Genomic DNA, 18,892 nt, shown 5'->3' on the forward strand with positions numbered 1-18,892 from the left:
GAGCCTGTGATTTATGCACGGGCTCTTTTTTTGTTACAATGACAATTGAGAAGGAAAATCAGCAGGGGGTGCATGATGGCAAAAAAGAAATATTATGTCGTTTGGAAAGGTCGGAACCCCGGCATTTATCAGTCATGGCCCGAATGTCAGGAGCAAGTGAGCGGCTATAAAGGTGCCCGCTTTAAATCTTTTTCAAGCAAGGAAGAAGCAGAACGTGCGTATCATTCAGGAACGAAAACCCCGAGTGAACATTCGAAAAAACAGGAAACGTACATAAAAGAGAGCATTTCCGTAGATGTCGGCACGCGTGGGAATCCGGGCCCGGTGGAGTACCGGGGAGTGTATACAAAAGACGGAAGTATTTTGTTTGAACGAAAACCTTTTTCAAAAGGCACCAATAACATGGGAGAATTTCTCGCGATCGTCCATGCATTGGATTGGCAAGCAAAACAGGAAATGGAACGCCCGATTTATTCCGATTCACAGACGGCAATCACATGGGTAGAAAATAAGAAAGCAAAACCGACGCTCCCTAGGGATAAAACGACTAAGGAAATCTGGGATGCTATCGATTGGGCAGAAAAATGGTTGCAAACGCATAAGATTTCCGTACCAATAAAAAAATGGGACACGCAAGCATGGGGAGAGATCAAAGCAGATTACGAAAGAAAATAAAGGATGGGCATTTTGGCGCTGATCAATGTTTATTCATTAAAAAGACGTGGTATAGTAAATGATGTGATGTAAACCTAAACCGAATGTCACTAATTAATATGCTGTTCCGCCTTACCATGAGGCGGATTTTTTCACACTATCGGAATGTATAAATTGTTCGGGTGATAGTCCTTGGCGATAAGTCAAGTTTTTCTAACATAAAAAGACAGGAGATGATATTGTATGGATGAGCCACAAAAGTTGGCGACCTTTGCAGGAGGATGTTTCTGGTGCATGGTCGGGCCTTTTCAGGCAGAAGATGGTGTGCTACAGGTGAAGTCGGGATACACGGGTGGCCGTACCGAAAATCCCACTTATGAGGAGGTCTGTTCGAATCAAACCGGCCATGTCGAGGCTATTCAATTAACGTACCAGCCGGAGAAGATAAGCTATCAACGACTGTTGAAGATCTTTTGGCAAAACATTGATCCAACCGATGCAGGCGGGCAATTTAATGATCGCGGAGAATCATATGAAACAGCGATTTTTTATCATGATGAGGAGCAGAAACAATTAGCGGAGGAATCACGCCGAGAGCTCGATGAAACCGGTCCTTTTAGCACCCCGGTCGTTACTCCGATCCGGCAGGCCGCCCCTTTTTATGATGCAGAAGAATACCATCAGGATTACCATTTAAAAAACCCGTTTCACTACCAGCTCTATAAGAAAGGTTCCGGAAGGGAATCGTTTATCAAAACGTATGGAGGGAAGATTAAATGAGCGATAAAAAAGATTTAAAAGAACGATTGACGCCTCTGCAATATGAAGTGACGCAAAATGACGCAACGGAACGCCCGTTTGAAAATGAATATTGGAATCACTTTGAGGAAGGTTTGTATGTGGATATTGTTTCCGGTGAGCCTTTGTTTACGTCCAAAGAAAAGTTTGAATCGAGCTGTGGCTGGCCGAGTTTCACGAATCCAATGGATGATAAAGATGTCGAAGAGAAATTGGATACAACCATGGGGATGCGAAGGACGGAGGTGCGCAGCAAAGGTGGCGACTCCCATTTGGGTCATGTGTTCCCTGACGGCCCCGGTGAAAATGGCCTTCGCTATTGCATTAATTCGGCAGCGTTAAAGTTTATTCCGGTGCATGATTTGGAAAAAGAAGGCTACGAGGAATACAAAAAGCACTTTGAGTAAATGTAGAAACAATCGATCGCCACGAGGAGGTGGAGTGTTTGCATCATTATTTTCGTTATTATGGGTTACCAACCAACATCGATTATCGCCGTTTTTCAATGAACGTTGATGGTGATTTCGTTGTTATGCAACGCTTCACGCCTCCACAACCTAAGGAAGAAATTTTACTCTTGCATGGATTTATGGAACACGTCGGGATGCTTGCTCCATTTATCTGTTCATTAACCGAGCAGGGAAACAGTGTATCAGCGGTGGATTTTCAGGGGCATGGCCTATCCGGCGGAGAACGGCATCGTGTCGATAATTTTCGGGAATACGAGGTAACCTTGGGAAAAGCACTGGAAACGTTGGGAGAAGAAAACATTCACCCGCGTGTCATCATTGGCCATAGCACGGGCGCGGGGGTGGCTGCCCATTACATACTATCCGAGCGTCACTTGCCTTGGCGAAAATTAATTCTCGTTGCCCCGTTGGCACGTTCCCGCGGGTGGCGACCTGCGAAACTTGGGTACTACGCTGCCAATATGTTCGTGGAGGAAATTCCGAGGCGCTATCGGCACAATTCATCGGATCCGACCTATGTAGAGAAACAACGTGCAGACCCTTTGCAATCCGGGCGTATTCCACTCGCGTGGGTGAGAGCAATGTTTGAATGGGAAGGACGCTTTCGCAAACTTGCCCCTCATTCGATGGACGTTGACATTATACAGGGGACAGATGACCAAACGGTAGCCTGGGAGCATAATTTGCGTTTTTTTGAGGAAAAGTTTCCGAATGCCGCGATCGCATTAATTGAAAAGGGGAAGCATCAATTGCTTAATGAAGGAGAGCCGATCCGTTCTATCGTCTTTCGATTGATTCACCGAAGCATAGGCGGCAGATTATAAAAAAAGGCGCTTTAGGAGAGCGCCTTTTTTTGATTGCTTCTTTTTTTAAGGCGGCGAAGTTGCTTGTCTTCGACGCGTCTTTCAATAGACTCGAGCATGTCCGAATCTTGCTCAAGATCCTGTTTATTTTGATCAACCAACTCTGAAAATGACGTACGAAATGGTCTGCGCATATGCGTTGTCTCTCTCTCCTTTTTTATATTAAAGAAAATGCCATTCAAAATTCTGTTTATTTTGTCGAAGAATGCACATTTTCTTTATATTTATTATAACGTATGTGAACCATGAATGCATTGATAAAATGTTACAATTTAAAGAAGAATTCATACTATTTCGCTTCATTTGGATGTTCATGGAAAGATAATATGGCGGTGTTTGTGGTAAACTAGACGTTAGATAAGATTTAACGTGTTTTGGAGGGATGATGTTGGCTAGAAAAGAAACGAGATGGGTCACTTATATTACCGTGGGAAGTGTATCCGCACTGGTAGGGTTTTTGTTATTCAATAAAAATGCCAGAAATAAAACGGTTTCCTGCGTGAAGGAAGGCAAGCAATTTGTCACGGATGCCAGTGCGTTTGTCAAAGACAATCGGGAAGAGATCAGTGATTTGGTAAAGGGAACGACAGAAAAGGTCAATGAACGCTTGCAAGCAGCGGGCGAGGATGTTGAACAAATTGCCAAGCATTCGTCGCATTTAAAAGAGACCGTAACAGACGTCATAGACATTGCCAAAGAGACAGGTAAAGAGTTTCAAAACCATCGGAATAAAAATCAGCCCGCGCAGCCTGGTCTGACACAGCTTCCGCAGAACGAAAATTAACATCCGGGAAATGCCAGGTTTAACTCCCCTGCACAGTGGAAATACAAACAGTAAAGACGATTAGGGGAGGACGAAACAGATGGCTTTAGACGAAGAGTTGAACAGTATCAAAAGTAAAAAGGACGAGCTTGGGATCTTGACGATTTACTTAAACACGGATTTAAGTGAACATGATGAATGGAAGATTCGGCTTAAGAACGGGATCAAACGTCTCGAAGAGTACGCGGAAAAGAGCGGGGAAAAGGAGAGCAAAAAAGCTTTAAAACATCTTTTGCGTGAAGCAAATGCTTATATTTATGACCAGCAAAAAAACATGCAAAAAAGTTTCGTTCTCATCGCTTCCGCCGATAGGGATATCTGGACGGCAAAAACCCTTCAAGTTCCCGTTGAAAGCTCGTTCCATTGGGACACGGAAGCAGACACGGCCCAGTTGGAAGAGCTGCAAGAAAAGTACCCGGCCACAGGGATTGTCGTCACGCAACAACGGGATGTTACGCTTATTGATACCGCGCTCGGCGAAGTTCGCGATGAGAAAAAGTTCAGTTGGGATTTGGAAAAAGAAGATTGGGTGGATTACGATGACCAATCATCGCCACCATCGGCGGCAGATACAAGCATCGACGATTTTCAACGCCGCTTTGAAGAAAACAAGCATCGATGGTATAAAAACCTCGCCCCCGTATTATCAAAAGAACTGAAAAACAGGGGGGTAAATGGCGCTTATTTTGTCGGGAGCAAAGAATCCGTGTCTGAACTCACCCAACACATAAGTGACTCGTATATAAAAGGAAAAATTGCGAAAAACTTGGGATCCAAACCTGCTCATGAAATCGTCAACGCAGTGTATGGTGCGGATATCCGCTAAAACAAAGAAGCCCTCAACAAAACATTGGGGGTTTTTTTTATTTTTCCTCACGGTGCATCTCCATCATGACGGCATTTAGTTGTGCGCCGAGCAGAATCATAAAAGCGGTTAAAAAAAACCAGATCATCAGACCGATGATCGTACCAAGCCCCCCGTAGACAAGGGTGTAATCATTCCATTGATTAAAATGGGAGAAGCCGAATGAGGCTGCTTGCCATCCAACAGTCGCGAATAATGCGCCGGGCCATGTGTCGCGCCAGCTCATACGTTGGCTCGGTACGATAATATAAAGAATGAGCAACACGATCCCGACAACAAAAAAACTAATCCCCCAACGGATAAACGACCAGAAGATATGCATCGCCTCTTCCAGCCCAAGGGCGGTAAAAATAAACCGGCCAATGGGTTCGCCGAAGACAGGAAACAACAACGAAACAATGACTGCCGTCAGTAACGTAAAGACGAGTACAAACCCGACGATAATCATTCGCGACAAGGATGGATCGGGGAATTGGTAAGCGCTGTTGACCGCGCGAATAACGGCAAAGGAGCCCATTAGCGTCATCCAAACGGTGACAAGCGAACTGATGGAAAGCGTCTCTGTTCGTCGAACATCCAAGACATTACTCAAATTTCCGGCGATGAACGATAGTAAGTTTTCCGGTACATAGGGTTGAATGAGCACAAGAACATCATGGACGCCAACCGGAAAAAAGTGCAGAATGCTAAGAAGAACAATGAGCAAAGGAAACAATGCCAATAGAAAATAGTAGGCCATCTGCGCGGCGATATCAAATAGTCTGTATTCCCAGGTTGATTGAATCATACGCTTCACAATCGCTATAGCCATATTGCATCTCCTGTTAGTACGCAAGGGTAATGTTTCACATTATGGCATTTTTTCGGATGTAAAGGCAAATGGCGGGATGGTTTGGGAGGGGTATGGTGCCCGAAACCGGTAGTGTCCAGAGTTAGTCCAGCCCCGTTTCGGTCGCCATGAAGTGGTCATGAAGCCCGAACCCTATGTTCCAGCCCCATTTCGGTCGCCATGAAGTGGTCATGAAGCCCGAACCCTGTGTTCCAGCTTCGTTTCGGTCGTCATGAAGTGGTTATGAAGCCCGAACCCTGTGTTCCAGCCCCATTTCGGTCGCCATGAAGTGGTCATGAAGCCCGAACCCTGTGTTCCAGCTTCGTTTCGGTCGTCATGAAGTGGTTATGAAGCCCGAACCCTGTGTTCCAGCTCCGTTTCGGTCATCATGAAGTGGTTATGAAGTCCACCCCCTCGGAAGCGCGCCCCATTACGGTCGCCATGAAACGGCATCACCACCGTTTTCTTAGATAAAAGACGAGAATAATGGAGGCCACCAGTAAGGAGGCGACAAGCAAGTAGGAATCTCGGACTGCCTGCTCACCTGCTGCTATCGAATCGCTTCCGATCAAATGCGCCCCCCTCCGATATTCAAAAAAGATCGATAAAAATACAATGCAGATCACTTTCATTAATTGCCGGGAAACGTTGTTGAATGCTGATCCTGCAGGAACGTGGGTTTCTTTTAAAGCGTTCAATCCTGCTGTGGACGCGGGCGTATTAATCAATCCGTTTCCGATCCCCTGGATAACCAAGAAAACAATAAGCATAATGATCCCAACTTGCCCGATGGAAAGCGCGATGGCAAACGTGGCAATTGTTGTAACAACAACACCGGTCATAATGACGATGTAAGGTCCTTTTTTATCGAGCACCCGCCCTCCGATCGTCATGGCAATGCCCATGGATATCGCTTGCGGAAAGAGAACGAAGCCGGCGTACAGAGGAGAATAGCCATAAATGTCCTGAATAAGGATAGGGACAAACAACAAAACTGAAAACATAGCCATTACGCTGAAATTAATGACAAGCAAACTTCCGCTAAAAACAGCATTTTTTAAAATGCGTATGTTCAAAAGAGGTTCATCGCTTCTAAGTTCTTGCCAAATAAATAGTACGAGCCCAGCCACACCGGCAACGATAAGCCCATACACCCACAGCTCTCCGGGATAGGACTGCAAGAGATCGATCCCGATCATGGTGGCGACGAGACCGAAACTAATGAATAGAAATCCGCGCCAATCAAATCTAAGCATTGTTGGCTTTGTATCCTTTTGAAGAAAGTACAGGGCAGCGCCTGCAGCGATAAACGCGGTGGGAACATTAATATAAAACAGCATTTCCCAAGAAAAAAACTCTAAAAGTACACCGCCAAGGGTTGGGCCAATGGTCGGGGCGACCATGGCGGCGATCCCCCAAATGCCCAACGCGAGTCCGCGTTCATTTTTCGGAAAGTGCTTGAAGATGAGCATCATCGTAAGCGGCATAATCAAACCGCCGCCGAACCCTTGAAACAATCGAAAGACAATGATGCTCGTAAAATTCCAAGAAAAAGGGCCGGCCAAAGAACCGGCAAAAAAAATAAGCGTACCAATTAAAAAGATTTTTTTAGGTCCAAAGCGTTTACTTAGGTAACTTGTAAGCGGCATCACGATTGCCATTCCCAATGCAAACGCGGTAATAATCCACTGCCCTTCGACAGCAGTAATTTGAAAAAGATCCATAAAATACGGAAGGGCAACATTCATAAGGCTGTTGTTTAAAATAACCATAAAACCGCCGAGCAATGCAGCGATGAGTACGCCCCATTTACTAACACTTTTTGTATCTTGAACTTCTGTCTCTTGCATGTTGAACATCTCCTGGCGAAAAAAAAAGCGAAGTTACTAATATCTTAGCATAAATTAATAGTGGCTGAAATCCGGGAGTAGATTTTGCGTTTCCATATAAAGGCGGAAAGGGCAACCTTCATCCTCTAACCGTTGTTGGACACCGTGGAGCGTGAATGCCGTACGGTCAAGGCTTGAAGACACTTCCTCCCAGAAAAGAGGGCAGGCGACGAGCGCTTCCGCATTTCCCCTGAGTGAATACGGTGCGATGATTGTCTTTCCAAACGCATGCTGGGGAATATCGATGTACAGCTTTTGCCCACGGTGTTTTTTGAAACGTTCCCGCGTAAATAAATCAGGCCTTGCCCGCAAGCAGTAAGCACCGATTGCTTCCGTAAACGGATGCGTTTCTTCGTATGTGTATCGGTTTTCAATGAGGGGGACATACACTTGCAACCCTTTATTTCCGGAAAATTTCACAAAGCTTGTTAACCCGAGCTGATCGAAGATGTCTTTTAAAACATTTGCCCCTTCGATCGCCAATGAAAAAGCTTCCACATCCGGCGGGTCAAGATCAAGGACGATCTCTTCGACGTAACGGCTCGACGATAGCGAAAACGGAATGTGCCATTCGATAGCGAGTTGGTTGGCAAGCCACAGCAATGTATCGACGTGATTGGAAATGATATAATCGATCTCTTCAAAGGTTTCGGTTTCTACATAGGAAGGGGCGTATTCCGGGCATTGTTTTTGAAAAAAAGCTTCGCCAAACCTTCCATGCGGATAGCGAACGACGGTCAGTAACCGCTCGGCAAGATGGGGCAGACAAAAGGGTGCAACCGTTCGTGTGTAGGCAAGAAAATCGCGCTTGAAAATCTCGGGTGCTTCCCACAAAGGTTTGTCGGGGTGGGTGAGCGTTACCCGCTTCGGCCATTTCAACATGGCATTTTCCCACGTTTCCCATGTACACCTTCCGGCAGGGATGTTGAGTTCAAATGACTGGAAATGGGCTTCCCGAAAATCATTGCTGTACGTCGTAAACGCGAGCGTCACAACGATGGACGGATTGATCTCATATTTCTGCGCTTGTGCATTCCAGCTGCCGTTATTTTTTATGATGGTGACGAGTGTTTCTTTTTCCGTTTTTGAAAATCCATGAGGACACTGGCCAAGGGTGACAGCTTTTCCATCTTTAAAAACCCCGACTTCAAAATATCCATTGGCGGGCGTATAAGAAAGGATGAAACAGGTAATCACGTAAGGGGTTTTAATTTTTAACCAGGATTCCGAGCGTTTCCCGCTGTAAGTATGCTGACGTATTTTAGCAACGATCCCCTCGCTGCGATATAGTTTGGCTTGATATTGAACGGTTTCAGCATTCTCATACATAGGGATCGATTGTATCCGGCGTGTATCATGGTGCGCTGGGTTTGTAGGCAGATCAAAATTCTTGAATGTTCTTTCCAATTCTTTTTTTCTCTTTATGTAGGGTTCATTTTTTAATTCCCGATCCTCGTATACAAGGATATCAAAGGCGAGAAAGTACGCAGGACGCTTACGGCTTGCGGCAAGAATGGAAGCTTGTGAACGAAGGCGATGCCGGCTTTTAAGGGCATGAAAATCGGCAAGTCCCGGGTTTTGAAAAAGAACGATTTCACCGTCGAGGTGCACGGTTTTTTTCGGGAAATGTCGCTGGCAAGTGTCTATAATTTCGGGAAATTGTTTTTCCAAACGATTATGATTACGGCTGAACAAGGTGCATGTCGACCCGTCCCAAATTAGCTGCGCGCGATACCCATCGTATTTTAATTCATAATGCCATTGTTTTCCCTCGGGAAGTTGTTCCCGGCTGAATGCTAACATGAATGACATGCGAACACCTCCGCCAATAGCTTTCTACACATTGTTTTCTTTATGTGAAAAACCATATTTTACAACGCATGCCTGTCTTTTTAACGATCAAACTAAGATTTAAAAAGGGAGGGAAGGCTGTTGCACACTATTTGGAAAGGAAGCATTTCGTTCGGGCTTGTCTCAATCCCTGTCAAATTACATGCGGCGACCGAAAATAAAGACGTATCATTTCGGAATCTTCATCAGAAGTGTCATACACCGATCAAATACGAGAAAGTTTGCCCGGTTTGTGAGGAAACGGTGGAAAAGGAGGATATCGTCAAAGGACATGAAATGAACGACGGCCGCTTTGTCATCGTCGGAGACGAAGAATTGAAGGAGTTAAAAGAAGCAAACACGGAGAAAGCAGTGGAAATTCTTGACTTTATCCATATCGATGAAATTGACCCTGTCTATTTTAATCGCAGCTATTATTTGGGACCAGACGAGGGAGGGTCGAAGGCGTACGCCCTTTTACGCAAAGCCCTTTTCGATACTCGCAAAGTAGGGATTGCCAAGATCATGATTCGTTCCAAAGAACAGTTGGCTGTTTTGAGGATCCGCGACGAGACGTTGCTCATGGAGACGTTACATTATCCCGATGAAATTCGCGCAAGCGCCGATGTCCCCAATGTCCCGTCAAGTGAGGATATCGATAAAAAAGAGCTTGATACGGCGGTTCTGTTGATCGATCAGTTAACGGCAAGCTTCGAGCCGGAAAAATATGAAGATGAATACAGGAAAAACTTACTCGCGCTCATTGAATCGAAACAAAACGGCGAAAGTGTCGTCACTCCCGATAAGGAAGAAAAGCCAGATAATGTGACAGATCTAATGGATGCGCTGCAAGCATCGGTCGACCGCACGAAGAAGAAAACAACGGCAGCAAAAAAGAAATCGGCAACGTCAAAGAAATCGTCATAACTGAACCGTCGGACCATAAAGGCCGGCGGTTTTTTCCAGGCATGACAAAAATTTAATCACTCTGAGTAATATTCATTTTTTTGGGCAAAAGAAGAGAGAATTCCTTTTCAAACAATCATAAATAAAGGAGGGGAACAAATGGCAGACGAAAACGAAGAACAACAAACAAAAGGCTTATCTCGGCGGCAGTTTCTTAAAAATAGCGGTTATGTTGTAGGCGGGGCTGTCGGTGGCGGGCTCCTTGGCGGCGTTTTCACGCAAAATTTTATCGGTACAACAGATGCTCCGGATACCGCTACGGAGGGAGATACCACTTCACCCGAGCAGCTGACACATGCACGCATGTTTTTCAAACGGCAGGAAGATTTTGACGTGTTAAGCGCGGCTGTAGAACGGATTTTTCCTGATGACGAAACCGGGCCGGGTGCCATTAGTCTTGGCGTTCCTTATTTTATAGATAAACAACTTGCCGGTGAGTATGGGTTTAATTCTCGTGAATATATGCAAGGACCATTTTTTGAAGGTGCACCGACGCAAGGCCCGCAGTCGGGAATGTTACGCAGGGGTATATTTCTGGGCGGTGTTCGCACGATCCAAAACATAGCTCAAAATGAACATGGCGAATCTTACTTCGATCTGGAACCCGAGGTTCAAGATGAAATTCTGGAAGCATTTGAAGATGGCGAAGTCGATATGACGGGCGTTGCTTCCGATGAGTTTTTTGCCATGCTAAGGACAGCAACGATCGAGGGAGCTTATTCCGATCCTGTTTATGGCGGGAATTACAACATGGATGGATGGCGTCAAATTCAGTATCCGGGCTCGCAGATGGCTTATACGGATGTCGTTGCAGAAGAAGAATTTGTAGAAATGGATCCGGTCAGTTTACATGACCATCATGAATAACCGATTCAATGTGGAAAAGGTAAAGGAGGGCGATTATGGCAACAGAGTTACCGAGAAAAGAAGCGGTAGTGGTTGGCGTCGGTTGGGCCGGGGGGATTATTGCCTCGGAACTTGCGAAGGACGGCATCGAGGTTATGGGATTGGAACGAGGTGCTGAACGTACGATTGATGATTTTATCATGCAAAAAGATGAATTAAGATACGCGGTGCGTTATGACCTGATGCAAGATCTATCAAAAGAAACGTTAACGTTCCGAAATGATCGTGATATGCGGGCGCTGCCGATGAGGCAACTTGGGTCGTTTTTGTTAGGGACGGACTTAGGAGGAGCCGGAGTTCACTGGAATGGGATGTGCCCGCGCTTTCTTCCTTATGACTTTGAGATTCGTTCACAAACCATCGATCGTTACGGTGAAGATAAAATCCCTGAAGATATGCCCCTGCAAGACTGGGGGATCAGTTATGAGGACATGGAAGAACACTTTGCCCATTTTGATGAAACGATTGGCACGTCCGGGGAAGATAATGAAATGTCAGCCCCCCGTTCTACAGAATATCCGACGCCACCGATGGTCGAAACACCGGCGATTCGATTGTTTAAAGAAGCGTCAAGTGAGTTAGGCTTACATCCTTATCAAGGACCTTCTGCCAATTTGAGTGAAGCCTATACGAATCCGGACGGACAAACGATCCAACAGTGTCAGTACTGTTCTTTTTGTGAACGTTTCGGATGCGACTATCAAGCGAAATCAGATCCCATTATCACAGTGATTCCGACCGCAAAAGAAACCGGGAATTTTGAACTTCGTACCCATGCCAATGTACGCAGTATCTCCTATGACGGGGAACGAACAGACGGCGTTTATTTTATCGATATGCTTACCGGAGAAGAATTTTTCCAACCTGCGGACATTGTTATTCTGACCTCTTACGTTATGAATAACAGTCGCCTTTTATTGCAGTCAGAGATTGGCACGCCTTATGACCCCGATACGCAGACTGGCGTGATTGGTAAAAATTATTGCTACCAAATTCAGACATCCGTGCAAGGATTCTTTGATCGGCAGTTTAATATGTATGCAGGCGCGGGCGCTTTAGTGGGGCATGTGGATGATTACAACGGGGACAATTTTGATCATAGCGATCTCGATTTTCTTCACGGAGGCGCGATTCGGCTTATGCAAACGGGGATTCGTCCGATTAATACCAATCCGGTTCCACCGGGAACGAAACAATGGGGCAGTGAATTTAAAGAAGCAAATGCCCATTATTTGTTCAGGACGTTATCCATCGGGGCGGAAGGTGCTAGCATGCCTCACGTCAATAACTATCTCGATTTGGATCCAACGTATACAGATAGTCTCGGAGATCCATTATTACGGATGACGTATAATTTTACGGAGCAAGATCGCAACCTTGCAGCTTATCAAACAGAGCGTATGCAAGAGATAATGGAAGAAATGGGTGCTAATGACATTGTCGCTAACCCTGATATTGGGGATTATAACATCAGACCGTATCAATCGACCCATAATACCGGAGGCGTGATCATGGGGGGAGATCCGGATACGTCTGCGGTTAATAATTATTTACAAATGTGGGATTGTGAAAACCTTTTCGTCGTGGGCGCTTCCGCGTTTGCCCATAACAGCGGGAATAATCCGACGCCAACAGTTGGCGCACTTTCCTACCGTGCTGCCGAAGGGATTAAACAGTATTATGAAAATCCGGGACCATTGGCTTGAAGGGGGGGTTATAAATGAAAAAAATAACACTGGCACTCTGCTCTGCCGCTATTTTATCCGGGTTAGTTGGATGCGGAAACGCAGATAATCATAATGCCGGAGAACCAAATGAAGCGAAAAATATGGAACAAGTGAATGATGCAAGTCACGATCAGGATGACTTTACCGTTGAAGACCGAGTCACAAGGGATGAACACCAAGGGTCACGTAACAAGACGGACGGTCGCGGATCATTTTATTATAATAATCCGCAAGATGTGACGGATAAGGATACGTTCACGGAGGAAGAACGGGAAGCCGAAGAAGAACGGGCCCAGCGATATGAAAGGGAAGACAGGCATCAGGAGAGCATTGAACAAATCGTTAACGAGATGGATGACATAGAGGAAAGTTACGTCGTCGTCGATGATACACGAGTGATTGTAGGTATCCGTACCAATGGGGACGACGTTGACCAAACGATTGTGGCTATTGAAGAACGACTACAAGACGACATCGGTGACAAAGAACTGATCGTCACGGATGATGAGGATCAATTTGAGCAAATGCGAACAGGTCGCTCTCGATAACCATGCTTGTGCTGAACGGCTGATATTAATGACCCCATGGATGTGGCGCCAAATAAGAAAGAAATTAATCCTCGCTGGGCGTGAGTGCGGACAAAAAGATAGTCAAAGCGTGAAAAAATGTTCTCAGCACCGGCAATTCACTTGATTAACGCTCATGTCTTATTATTTGTCAATCACCCTCCACCAGGCTGTTTCCACTGCAAAAAACGATGAATTTCGGTACAATGGGTGTGAATGGGAGGGATGTATGGATGGAATTTCGGATTGCCAATGAAGAAGCTTTCACGACACAAGCTCCGTTTGGCGAATTGCTAATTTCCGGGGAAGATGAACACGGGTTTCGTCCCTATCAGCTTCTCGTATCATCAATCGCTGGCTGTAGCGGGAGTGTGCTCCGTAAAATAATGAAAAAGCGGCGTGTGGAGGTCGGGGACATTCGTATTCACACCGATGTAACGAGAAATGATGAAGAACCGCATGAAGTAAAGACGGTACATCTTCATTACACGATAGAAGCAGAAGGCGTAAAAGAAGAACTCATGGAAAAACTTTTGGACATCGCGAAAAAGAATTGCACCATTGTTCAATCGGTAGAACCGTCGATCACCGTCACAGAGTCGTTAACATTGAATCCATAACGAGAGGCAGTGCTTCATTCACGAGGCACTGTTTTTTCTTTTCTTATCGATATGGATAATCGCGCCTCCCACAGATCATAATAAGCGAAAATGATCAGGGAGGCTTATGCATGAGAAGTTTTGTATTCATAGCGTCGTTATTGCTTTTAAGCACGTCGATCATCATGCCGGAAACCGTTCAAGCCGATGAAGAAGAAAACGATTCATTCTCGAAACCGGACCATGTTTATGACATTGCCAGAGAAAACACATACAGTAACACGAGCCGCGAGTTGCCCGAGCTTGAGCCCTCGGAATTAACGAAAGACTTGCAGGAAACAGCAGAAGAAAAAATCGATAACCCCGAGCTCGTTGCCATGTTAAATGAATCGGCCATCAAGGACTCAAAAATACCCTTTGGCGTCAATGCTTCCATTTATCTAGGGAAATGGGCGCTGAATTACGACTCTGACGATACGGAAGTGAACTGGGAATACGAAAACATTAATACGAATGAACAAGATAATCGTGGCGGTGACACGGTCGTCTCTCTTCAATATAAACAAACGCAAAACAAAGAAGCAAAAGGCGAGTTGAACAGCGACGTGCCCCAACTTGAAGGGGTAAAAAATTTAATGAGAATGAAAGCCGCGGAAAAAACGTCTTTGCCTCTATCTTTTAGCTCCACGATTGGCCAAGGCACAGAGGTCGGGCCGAATTACCAAGTAGAAGGAAAAAAGCTTGGCGTATTGCACGGGCACGTGCCGGCTGTCCATGAAAAAGGGACGGTCACCTACGGAGAAGTGTACGTGAAAATGAAAGGCAATAAACGGTTCCTTGAGGTTCAAAATATCGAAAAACAGGCCGTTGACGGCTGGATTCCCGTGAAAGATCATGTCACGCTAACGTATCGCAACGGTTAAAACTTTCGCGGACAGGGCGAAGGTTCATAGGTTGCTCGCTCGTGCTTGAAAATCAGTGTCTTGATAATAGGCGTTTTTGACGAGCGCATTCGGGCCGAGACATTGAACGGAAGGGCAATGGCAATGTAGGGATTGGGCCAGCGAAGACGCCTTCCATTTGGAGAAGGCCGCCGGCAATGAAGCGTTTTGGATATTCCCCAGCGCTGGTTCATCGTCAAAATCGGTGACACTGATGTTGCCGTTAAACACATTGACATTTAAACGGTTGCGTCCGTCGGGGTCATTTCTTACGGTGACATTTTCACTCCCGTACAGTCGCTTTAATAGCTGCAGATCGTTTTCATCGCCGTTACAGGCATAAAAGGGGAGCGTGCCGAAAAGCATCCAGGTCCCGTTGTTGCGATGGTCAAGCAAACGATGAATGCCGCTTCTGATTTCCGATAGCGTTGCAATTTCCATGTCGCCGGCAAAATCCGTCGGGTACATGGGATGCACTTCGTGCCGTTGGCAACCCATCGCGGTAATTTGATCGTGGATGGCTTCAAGATTGGGCAAGGTCCGTTTGTTCAGCATCGTTTCCGCCGATACCATAATGCCTTGCCCTGTTAGTATTTTTGCGTTTTCAATCATGCGTTCAAAAAAAAGCTGTCTTTTTTCCATCGTCGGGGGTTTTTCCATATGAGCGAAACCGATAGCCGCAAAATCCTCAAAGCTTCCGTAATTATGCGTAATATGTAGGACATCGAGATATGGAAGGATCGCTTCATATTGATGTAACGGCAACGTCAAATTCGAGTTAATTTGCGTGCTCGCCCCTCGCTCATAAGCATAACGAAGCAGAGGAACGACGTATTTTTCCACAGATTTTTTGGAAAGCATCGGTTCTCCGCCCGTGATGCTCAATGCACGGAGATGCTCGACCTCATCCAAACGGTCTATAAGCAGTTCCACCGGCAGGCCATCGGATGGCTCTCTGCGGCTTAACAACGAACCGACGGCACAATGTTCACAGCGCATATTGCAAAGGGTGGTCGTCGTGAATTCAACGTTTGTTAACGTATGTTTTCCAAACCGTACGTAATCATCATAGGCTTCCCACGGATCATTGACCGGTGAAAATGACGCTTTTGCTTTGCTGGTCATAATAATCTCCTTTATAAGTGATACGAATTAAGCATACAAAAAATAGCGGATGAAGAAAAGGGAGGCGAATGAAAAATGGGAAGAGGGACAAGAAAAAAACGGGGCATGTTGTTAGTCTTGGCACTCCTTTTGTTCATGATGACAGGTCAATCAGCTTACGGCGAAGGCGTTTACGATTGGAATTTCAAACCGGAGAAAAACAATCAACCGCCCACGACAGAACCTCATTATATTAAGCTGCTTGATCGCTATGATGGTTATTTTATTGGTGATACGGATAACAAGAACATTTATCTGACGTTTGATAGTGGCTACGAAAATGGTTGTACAGACGTTATTTTGGATGTATTAAAAGAAAAGAACGTTCCTGCTGCATTTTTTGTCACCGGTTATTACTTCGAGCGCGAAGAGGATTTAATCAAAAGAATGGACGATGAAGGGCATATTGTTGGCAATCATTCCTGGAATCATCCGAGTTTTCCTGATTTAAATGATAAAGAAGTAATCTCCGAGCTGTCAAAGGTGGAGGAAGCTTTTAAAACGTTGACGGGGAAGGAGATGAATTATTTGCGCCCTCCCCGCGGCACATTTAATGAGAGAACGATGAAAATTGCAAAAGATGAAGGGTATCACCATATTTTTTGGTCATTCGCTTATGTCGATTGGAACCCGGGTGCGCAAAAAGGGAAAGCTTATGCCTATGATAAGATTATGGATCGTGTTCATCCCGGGGCGGTTTTGCTGCTTCATTCGGTATCGAAAGACAACGCGGCTGCCCTCGGAGATGTGATCGACGAGCTGAAAGTGGAAGGCTATCAATTTAAGTCTCTGGACCATTTAACCGGCAGGCAATTTCCTCCTTTTGATCAATGAGCGTGGCTTCATTGCCCCATATGGTTGGCTACCTTTTGCAACGTATTCAAGCCTGTCACATGTAGCTACGACCAATTTTCCGTTGGCCTACGGGGAAGCTTAATGTTCCGGCGTATGTATTATTACTGTCGGCAAAGATTGCCATCTCCGCTGTATTTTCCTTCGTACCAGACCACATGGTCGACGAGTGTTTTCAATGCCTGTTGCAAAACGGTTGAGGTGTTTCTTTCCTGCGTTGTGTCGGCAATCATTTTTATCGCGGTCAGATCTGTGGATACAGACATTGGCTCATCACTCCTAAATCAAATTAACATACCTATTTTAGCAAAACGAGAGGGTGCGATCGGCTAGTAAGTTAGTTCAGGAAAGTGCTAAAATGGTGCATAATAATTTTAACTTAGAGGTGAATCGGCATGTTTAACAGTGACCGTTTGTATTTTCGGGAAATAGCGGAAGAGGACCGAAAACCTTTGGAAGATCTGTTTGCCGACCCCGCTGTCATGCGTTTTGCAGACGGCACGAAAACGAAAAGGGGAACGGGGGAATGGATGGAGCAATCCTACCGAGACTATAGAAGTTTCGGCGTCGGATATTGGGTTGCAGAAAAACGGGGAAATGGTGAATTTGTGGGGCAGTGCGGGTTTCGCCCGCAAAAAATCCAAGGACAAATTCACATGGGTTTCGGATATCTTTTGGCAAGGAACGCATGGGGAGAGGGATACGGGAAAGAAGCCGCTTACGCGTGCAGTAATTTCGCTTTTGAACAATTGGCCATTGATGAATTGACATCCATCATTCATCCGCAAAACATTCCATCTATAAAAATTGCCCGCTTTCTCGGAATGGAAAAACAAGACCGCATCCGTAAACATTGCCAGTGGATGGATGTGTATAGGCTAGAAAACCCGGGCTTGTAGAAAAGTGACATGAAACGTTCATAATTTAAGGTTTGGTGACGCATTTCTGTCTTGTATACTGGAAGAAAAGATCCGATTCAAACAGGGGGCAAAAACTTTGGCGCTTGTAGCACTTACTGTTTTTATCATTGCCGGTGTTAGTACCGTTTTCGCTGCATTTCTCATGTTCGTTACTTGGCCGCGGCGTAAACAAAATGAATATAAACAAATAAAATTGTTTACCGGTTCATTTTCAGCGGCCATCGTTACGCTGGGAATTTTTTTACTTTTTACGGATTCATCATCAAATAAGATTGCGGCTGATGAGTCTTATGCCGTTCCGGATGACGTGGAGACAGTGGAAGAAGAGGCAGGTTGGCACATTACATCCGAGCTTGGTCAAGTCACAGCTGACCATCATGAAGTTATCCAAAGTGTTAGCTTTAATAAGGGTGGCGAAGATCAACGAGCAGTGTTGGAAGCTGAACTGATCACAGAGGATAACATTACAACAGATCTTATCCGTACATCAACCTTAAATCGTTCCACTCAAATTTTGCAACGTTTATCCCAAATCGATGAAGTGGAACAGATCCATTTAGTTTGGGATATTTATTTCGAGCCCGAATCAGGCCCCGGCGAATTCGATACGATCTTGGACTTGACGGTGAATAAAGAAAATGTGCAAAACATTGAAGGGAACCGCATGGACAGCGAAGAATTAGACGAATTAGCCGTAGATTATTGGGAGAAACCAGCGCTTGACCCGGAGGATGAATAGAACAAAGCAAAGCCCCTTGGAATTCTCATCCAAGGGGCTCACTTTTTCTAATCTAAATCAGCGGGATATACGCCATTTTCATCATGGATCTCACGGCCGCTTAATGGCGGATTAAACACACAAATCATGCGTGCGTCCTTAATTCCGCGCAATAGATGTTCATCATGTTCATCGAGGGCATATAAGGTGCCGGGGGTAATTTTATACGTTTTATTATCCTTTAACGTTTCTACTTCAGCTTCCCCTTCAATACAGTAGACCGCTTCAAGGTGGTTTTGATACCAAATATGCGTTTCCGTGCCGGCGCGAATGATCGTGTCATTTACCGAGTATCCCATGTTGTCATCTTTCATAAGCAGGCGGCGGCTCGTCCAGTTGCCGGCGTCTATTTCTTGATCGGATCCTTTAATATCTTCAAGATTAACGATTTTCATGATGGTTGTCCTCCATGTATTGTATCTAAATATGGAAATGAGAGACGAGAACAACAT

The 18,892-nt window shown here is 45.4% G+C and carries 20 protein-coding genes and 1 pseudogene; 14 read left to right on the plus strand and 7 right to left on the minus strand.

Features of this window, described 5'->3' with window-relative positions; all coding sequences use genetic code 11:
• Positions 1-75 precede the first annotated feature (75 nt).
• The 3 genes and pseudogenes from HUG15_RS08055 to HUG15_RS08070 all read left to right on the plus strand — a co-directional run bounded on the left by HUG15_RS08055 (position 76) and on the right by HUG15_RS08070 (position 2,746).
• Positions 76-675 carry a ribonuclease H1 domain-containing protein gene (locus HUG15_RS08055; RefSeq protein WP_200128171.1) on the plus strand — a complete coding sequence of 200 codons (600 nt, stop codon included), beginning with the start codon at positions 76-78 and terminating at the stop codon, positions 673-675.
• A 222-nt stretch (positions 676-897) separates the two neighbouring features.
• Positions 898-1,859: pseudogene (gene msrA, locus HUG15_RS23620) on the plus strand (peptide-methionine (S)-S-oxide reductase MsrA).
• 38 nt (positions 1,860-1,897) lie between these two features.
• Positions 1,898-2,746 (plus strand): alpha/beta fold hydrolase, encoded by an 849-nt coding sequence (locus HUG15_RS08070; protein ID WP_200128174.1) that lies wholly within the window; start codon positions 1,898-1,900, stop codon positions 2,744-2,746.
• 11 nt (positions 2,747-2,757) lie between these two features.
• Here HUG15_RS08070 and HUG15_RS08075 read toward each other — a convergent pair whose 3' ends face one another.
• Positions 2,758-2,919, minus strand: a complete 162-nt coding sequence (locus HUG15_RS08075; protein WP_200089055.1) for an FbpB family small basic protein — start codon at positions 2,917-2,919, stop codon at positions 2,758-2,760.
• Between the two features lie 254 nt (positions 2,920-3,173).
• On the opposite strand from HUG15_RS08075, the gene HUG15_RS08080 reads away from it, so the two are divergent.
• Both HUG15_RS08080 and HUG15_RS08085 read left to right on the plus strand, forming a co-directional pair.
• A complete protein-coding gene (locus HUG15_RS08080; RefSeq protein ID WP_200128175.1) occupies positions 3,174-3,569 on the plus strand; it encodes a hypothetical protein in 396 nt (131 codons plus the stop codon).
• A 79-nt stretch (positions 3,570-3,648) separates the two neighbouring features.
• Positions 3,649-4,434, plus strand: coding sequence for a VLRF1 family aeRF1-type release factor (locus HUG15_RS08085; protein ID WP_200128176.1), 786 nt, complete (start codon positions 3,649-3,651; stop codon positions 4,432-4,434).
• 37 nt (positions 4,435-4,471) lie between these two features.
• Here HUG15_RS08085 and HUG15_RS08090 read toward each other — a convergent pair whose 3' ends face one another.
• The 3 genes from HUG15_RS08090 to ligD all read right to left on the minus strand — a co-directional run bounded on the left by HUG15_RS08090 (position 4,472) and on the right by ligD (position 9,003).
• Positions 4,472-5,284 carry a YihY/virulence factor BrkB family protein gene (locus tag HUG15_RS08090; protein WP_200128177.1) on the minus strand — a complete coding sequence of 271 codons (813 nt, stop codon included), beginning with the start codon at positions 5,282-5,284 and terminating at the stop codon, positions 4,472-4,474.
• Positions 5,285-5,754: 470 nt separating this feature from the next.
• Complete coding sequence (locus tag HUG15_RS08095; protein ID WP_200128178.1) at positions 5,755-7,152, minus strand: MDR family MFS transporter; 1,398 nt, start codon at positions 7,150-7,152, stop codon at positions 5,755-5,757.
• A 54-nt stretch (positions 7,153-7,206) separates the two neighbouring features.
• Entirely contained in the window at positions 7,207-9,003 is a 1,797-nt protein-coding gene (gene ligD, locus HUG15_RS08100; protein WP_200128179.1) for a DNA ligase D, read from the minus strand.
• Between the two features lie 120 nt (positions 9,004-9,123).
• Between ligD and ku the strand changes: the two genes are divergently transcribed.
• The 6 genes from ku (at position 9,124) to HUG15_RS08130 (ending at position 14,708) form a co-directional block, all read left to right on the plus strand.
• Entirely contained in the window at positions 9,124-9,948 is an 825-nt protein-coding gene (gene ku, locus HUG15_RS08105) for a non-homologous end joining protein Ku (RefSeq protein ID WP_200128180.1), read from the plus strand.
• Positions 9,949-10,086: 138 nt separating this feature from the next.
• Entirely contained in the window at positions 10,087-10,854 is a 768-nt protein-coding gene (locus HUG15_RS08110; RefSeq protein ID WP_200128181.1) for a gluconate 2-dehydrogenase subunit 3 family protein, read from the plus strand.
• A gap of 35 nt (positions 10,855-10,889) precedes the next feature.
• Complete coding sequence (locus tag HUG15_RS08115; protein WP_200128182.1) at positions 10,890-12,599, plus strand: GMC family oxidoreductase; 1,710 nt, start codon at positions 10,890-10,892, stop codon at positions 12,597-12,599.
• 14 nt (positions 12,600-12,613) lie between these two features.
• Positions 12,614-13,168: a YhcN/YlaJ family sporulation lipoprotein gene (locus HUG15_RS08120; RefSeq protein ID WP_200128183.1), complete on the plus strand. Its 555-nt coding sequence runs from the start codon at positions 12,614-12,616 to the stop codon at positions 13,166-13,168.
• 251 nt (positions 13,169-13,419) lie between these two features.
• A complete protein-coding gene (locus HUG15_RS08125) occupies positions 13,420-13,806 on the plus strand; it encodes an OsmC family protein (RefSeq protein ID WP_200128184.1) in 387 nt (128 codons plus the stop codon).
• A 110-nt stretch (positions 13,807-13,916) separates the two neighbouring features.
• Positions 13,917-14,708, plus strand: a complete 792-nt coding sequence (locus tag HUG15_RS08130; RefSeq protein ID WP_200128185.1) for a YfkD family protein — start codon at positions 13,917-13,919, stop codon at positions 14,706-14,708.
• A gap of 24 nt (positions 14,709-14,732) precedes the next feature.
• Here HUG15_RS08130 and yfkAB read toward each other — a convergent pair whose 3' ends face one another.
• Positions 14,733-15,851 (minus strand): radical SAM/CxCxxxxC motif protein YfkAB, encoded by a 1,119-nt coding sequence (yfkAB, locus tag HUG15_RS08135; protein WP_200128186.1) that lies wholly within the window; start codon positions 15,849-15,851, stop codon positions 14,733-14,735.
• Between the two features lie 75 nt (positions 15,852-15,926).
• Between yfkAB and pdaA the strand changes: the two genes are divergently transcribed.
• The gene (gene pdaA / locus HUG15_RS08140; RefSeq protein WP_200128187.1) at positions 15,927-16,724 is read left to right on the plus strand and encodes a delta-lactam-biosynthetic de-N-acetylase; all 798 of its coding nucleotides are present in this window, start codon (positions 15,927-15,929) and stop codon (positions 16,722-16,724) included.
• A 122-nt stretch (positions 16,725-16,846) separates the two neighbouring features.
• On the opposite strand, the gene HUG15_RS08145 is transcribed toward pdaA, so the two are convergent.
• Complete coding sequence (locus HUG15_RS08145; protein WP_200128188.1) at positions 16,847-17,008, minus strand: hypothetical protein; 162 nt, start codon at positions 17,006-17,008, stop codon at positions 16,847-16,849.
• Between the two features lie 129 nt (positions 17,009-17,137).
• Here HUG15_RS08145 and HUG15_RS08150 point away from each other — a divergent pair, with 129 nt between their 5' ends.
• Together HUG15_RS08150 and HUG15_RS08155 are read left to right on the plus strand one after the other, a co-directional pair.
• Positions 17,138-17,641 (plus strand): GNAT family N-acetyltransferase, encoded by a 504-nt coding sequence (locus tag HUG15_RS08150; protein ID WP_200128189.1) that lies wholly within the window; start codon positions 17,138-17,140, stop codon positions 17,639-17,641.
• A 97-nt stretch (positions 17,642-17,738) separates the two neighbouring features.
• Positions 17,739-18,401, plus strand: coding sequence for a hypothetical protein (locus tag HUG15_RS08155; protein ID WP_200128190.1), 663 nt, complete (start codon positions 17,739-17,741; stop codon positions 18,399-18,401).
• A 47-nt stretch (positions 18,402-18,448) separates the two neighbouring features.
• On the opposite strand, the gene HUG15_RS08160 is transcribed toward HUG15_RS08155, so the two are convergent.
• A complete protein-coding gene (locus HUG15_RS08160) occupies positions 18,449-18,835 on the minus strand; it encodes an ectoine synthase (protein WP_200128191.1) in 387 nt (128 codons plus the stop codon).
• Between the last annotated feature and the right edge of the window lie 57 nt (positions 18,836-18,892).

This window comes from Salicibibacter cibarius (genome assembly GCF_016495725.1).
GTDB classification, from domain to species: Bacteria; Bacillota; Bacilli; order Bacillales; family Marinococcaceae; genus Salicibibacter; species Salicibibacter cibarius.

Coding starts and splice junctions, on each gene's coding strand:
- HUG15_RS08055 (WP_200128171.1), top strand. CDS start 76: ATGGCAAAAAAGAAATATTATGTCGTTTGGAAAGGTCGGAACCCCGGC.
- HUG15_RS08075 (WP_200089055.1), bottom strand. CDS start 2,919: ATGCGCAGACCATTTCGTACGTCATTTTCAGAGTTGGTTGATCAAAAT.
- HUG15_RS08085 (WP_200128176.1), top strand. CDS start 3,649: ATGGCTTTAGACGAAGAGTTGAACAGTATCAAAAGTAAAAAGGACGAG.
- HUG15_RS08090 (WP_200128177.1), bottom strand. CDS start 5,284: ATGGCTATAGCGATTGTGAAGCGTATGATTCAATCAACCTGGGAATAC.
- HUG15_RS08095 (WP_200128178.1), bottom strand. CDS start 7,152: ATGCAAGAGACAGAAGTTCAAGATACAAAAAGTGTTAGTAAATGGGGC.
- ligD (WP_200128179.1), bottom strand. CDS start 9,003: ATGTCATTCATGTTAGCATTCAGCCGGGAACAACTTCCCGAGGGAAAA.
- HUG15_RS08110 (WP_200128181.1), top strand. CDS start 10,087: ATGGCAGACGAAAACGAAGAACAACAAACAAAAGGCTTATCTCGGCGG.
- HUG15_RS08115 (WP_200128182.1), top strand. CDS start 10,890: ATGGCAACAGAGTTACCGAGAAAAGAAGCGGTAGTGGTTGGCGTCGGT.
- HUG15_RS08120 (WP_200128183.1), top strand. CDS start 12,614: ATGAAAAAAATAACACTGGCACTCTGCTCTGCCGCTATTTTATCCGGG.
- HUG15_RS08125 (WP_200128184.1), top strand. CDS start 13,420: ATGGAATTTCGGATTGCCAATGAAGAAGCTTTCACGACACAAGCTCCG.
- HUG15_RS08130 (WP_200128185.1), top strand. CDS start 13,917: ATGAGAAGTTTTGTATTCATAGCGTCGTTATTGCTTTTAAGCACGTCG.
- yfkAB (WP_200128186.1), bottom strand. CDS start 15,851: ATGACCAGCAAAGCAAAAGCGTCATTTTCACCGGTCAATGATCCGTGG.
- pdaA (WP_200128187.1), top strand. CDS start 15,927: ATGGGAAGAGGGACAAGAAAAAAACGGGGCATGTTGTTAGTCTTGGCA.
- HUG15_RS08145 (WP_200128188.1), bottom strand. CDS start 17,008: ATGTCTGTATCCACAGATCTGACCGCGATAAAAATGATTGCCGACACA.
- HUG15_RS08150 (WP_200128189.1), top strand. CDS start 17,138: ATGTTTAACAGTGACCGTTTGTATTTTCGGGAAATAGCGGAAGAGGAC.
- HUG15_RS08160 (WP_200128191.1), bottom strand. CDS start 18,835: ATGAAAATCGTTAATCTTGAAGATATTAAAGGATCCGATCAAGAAATA.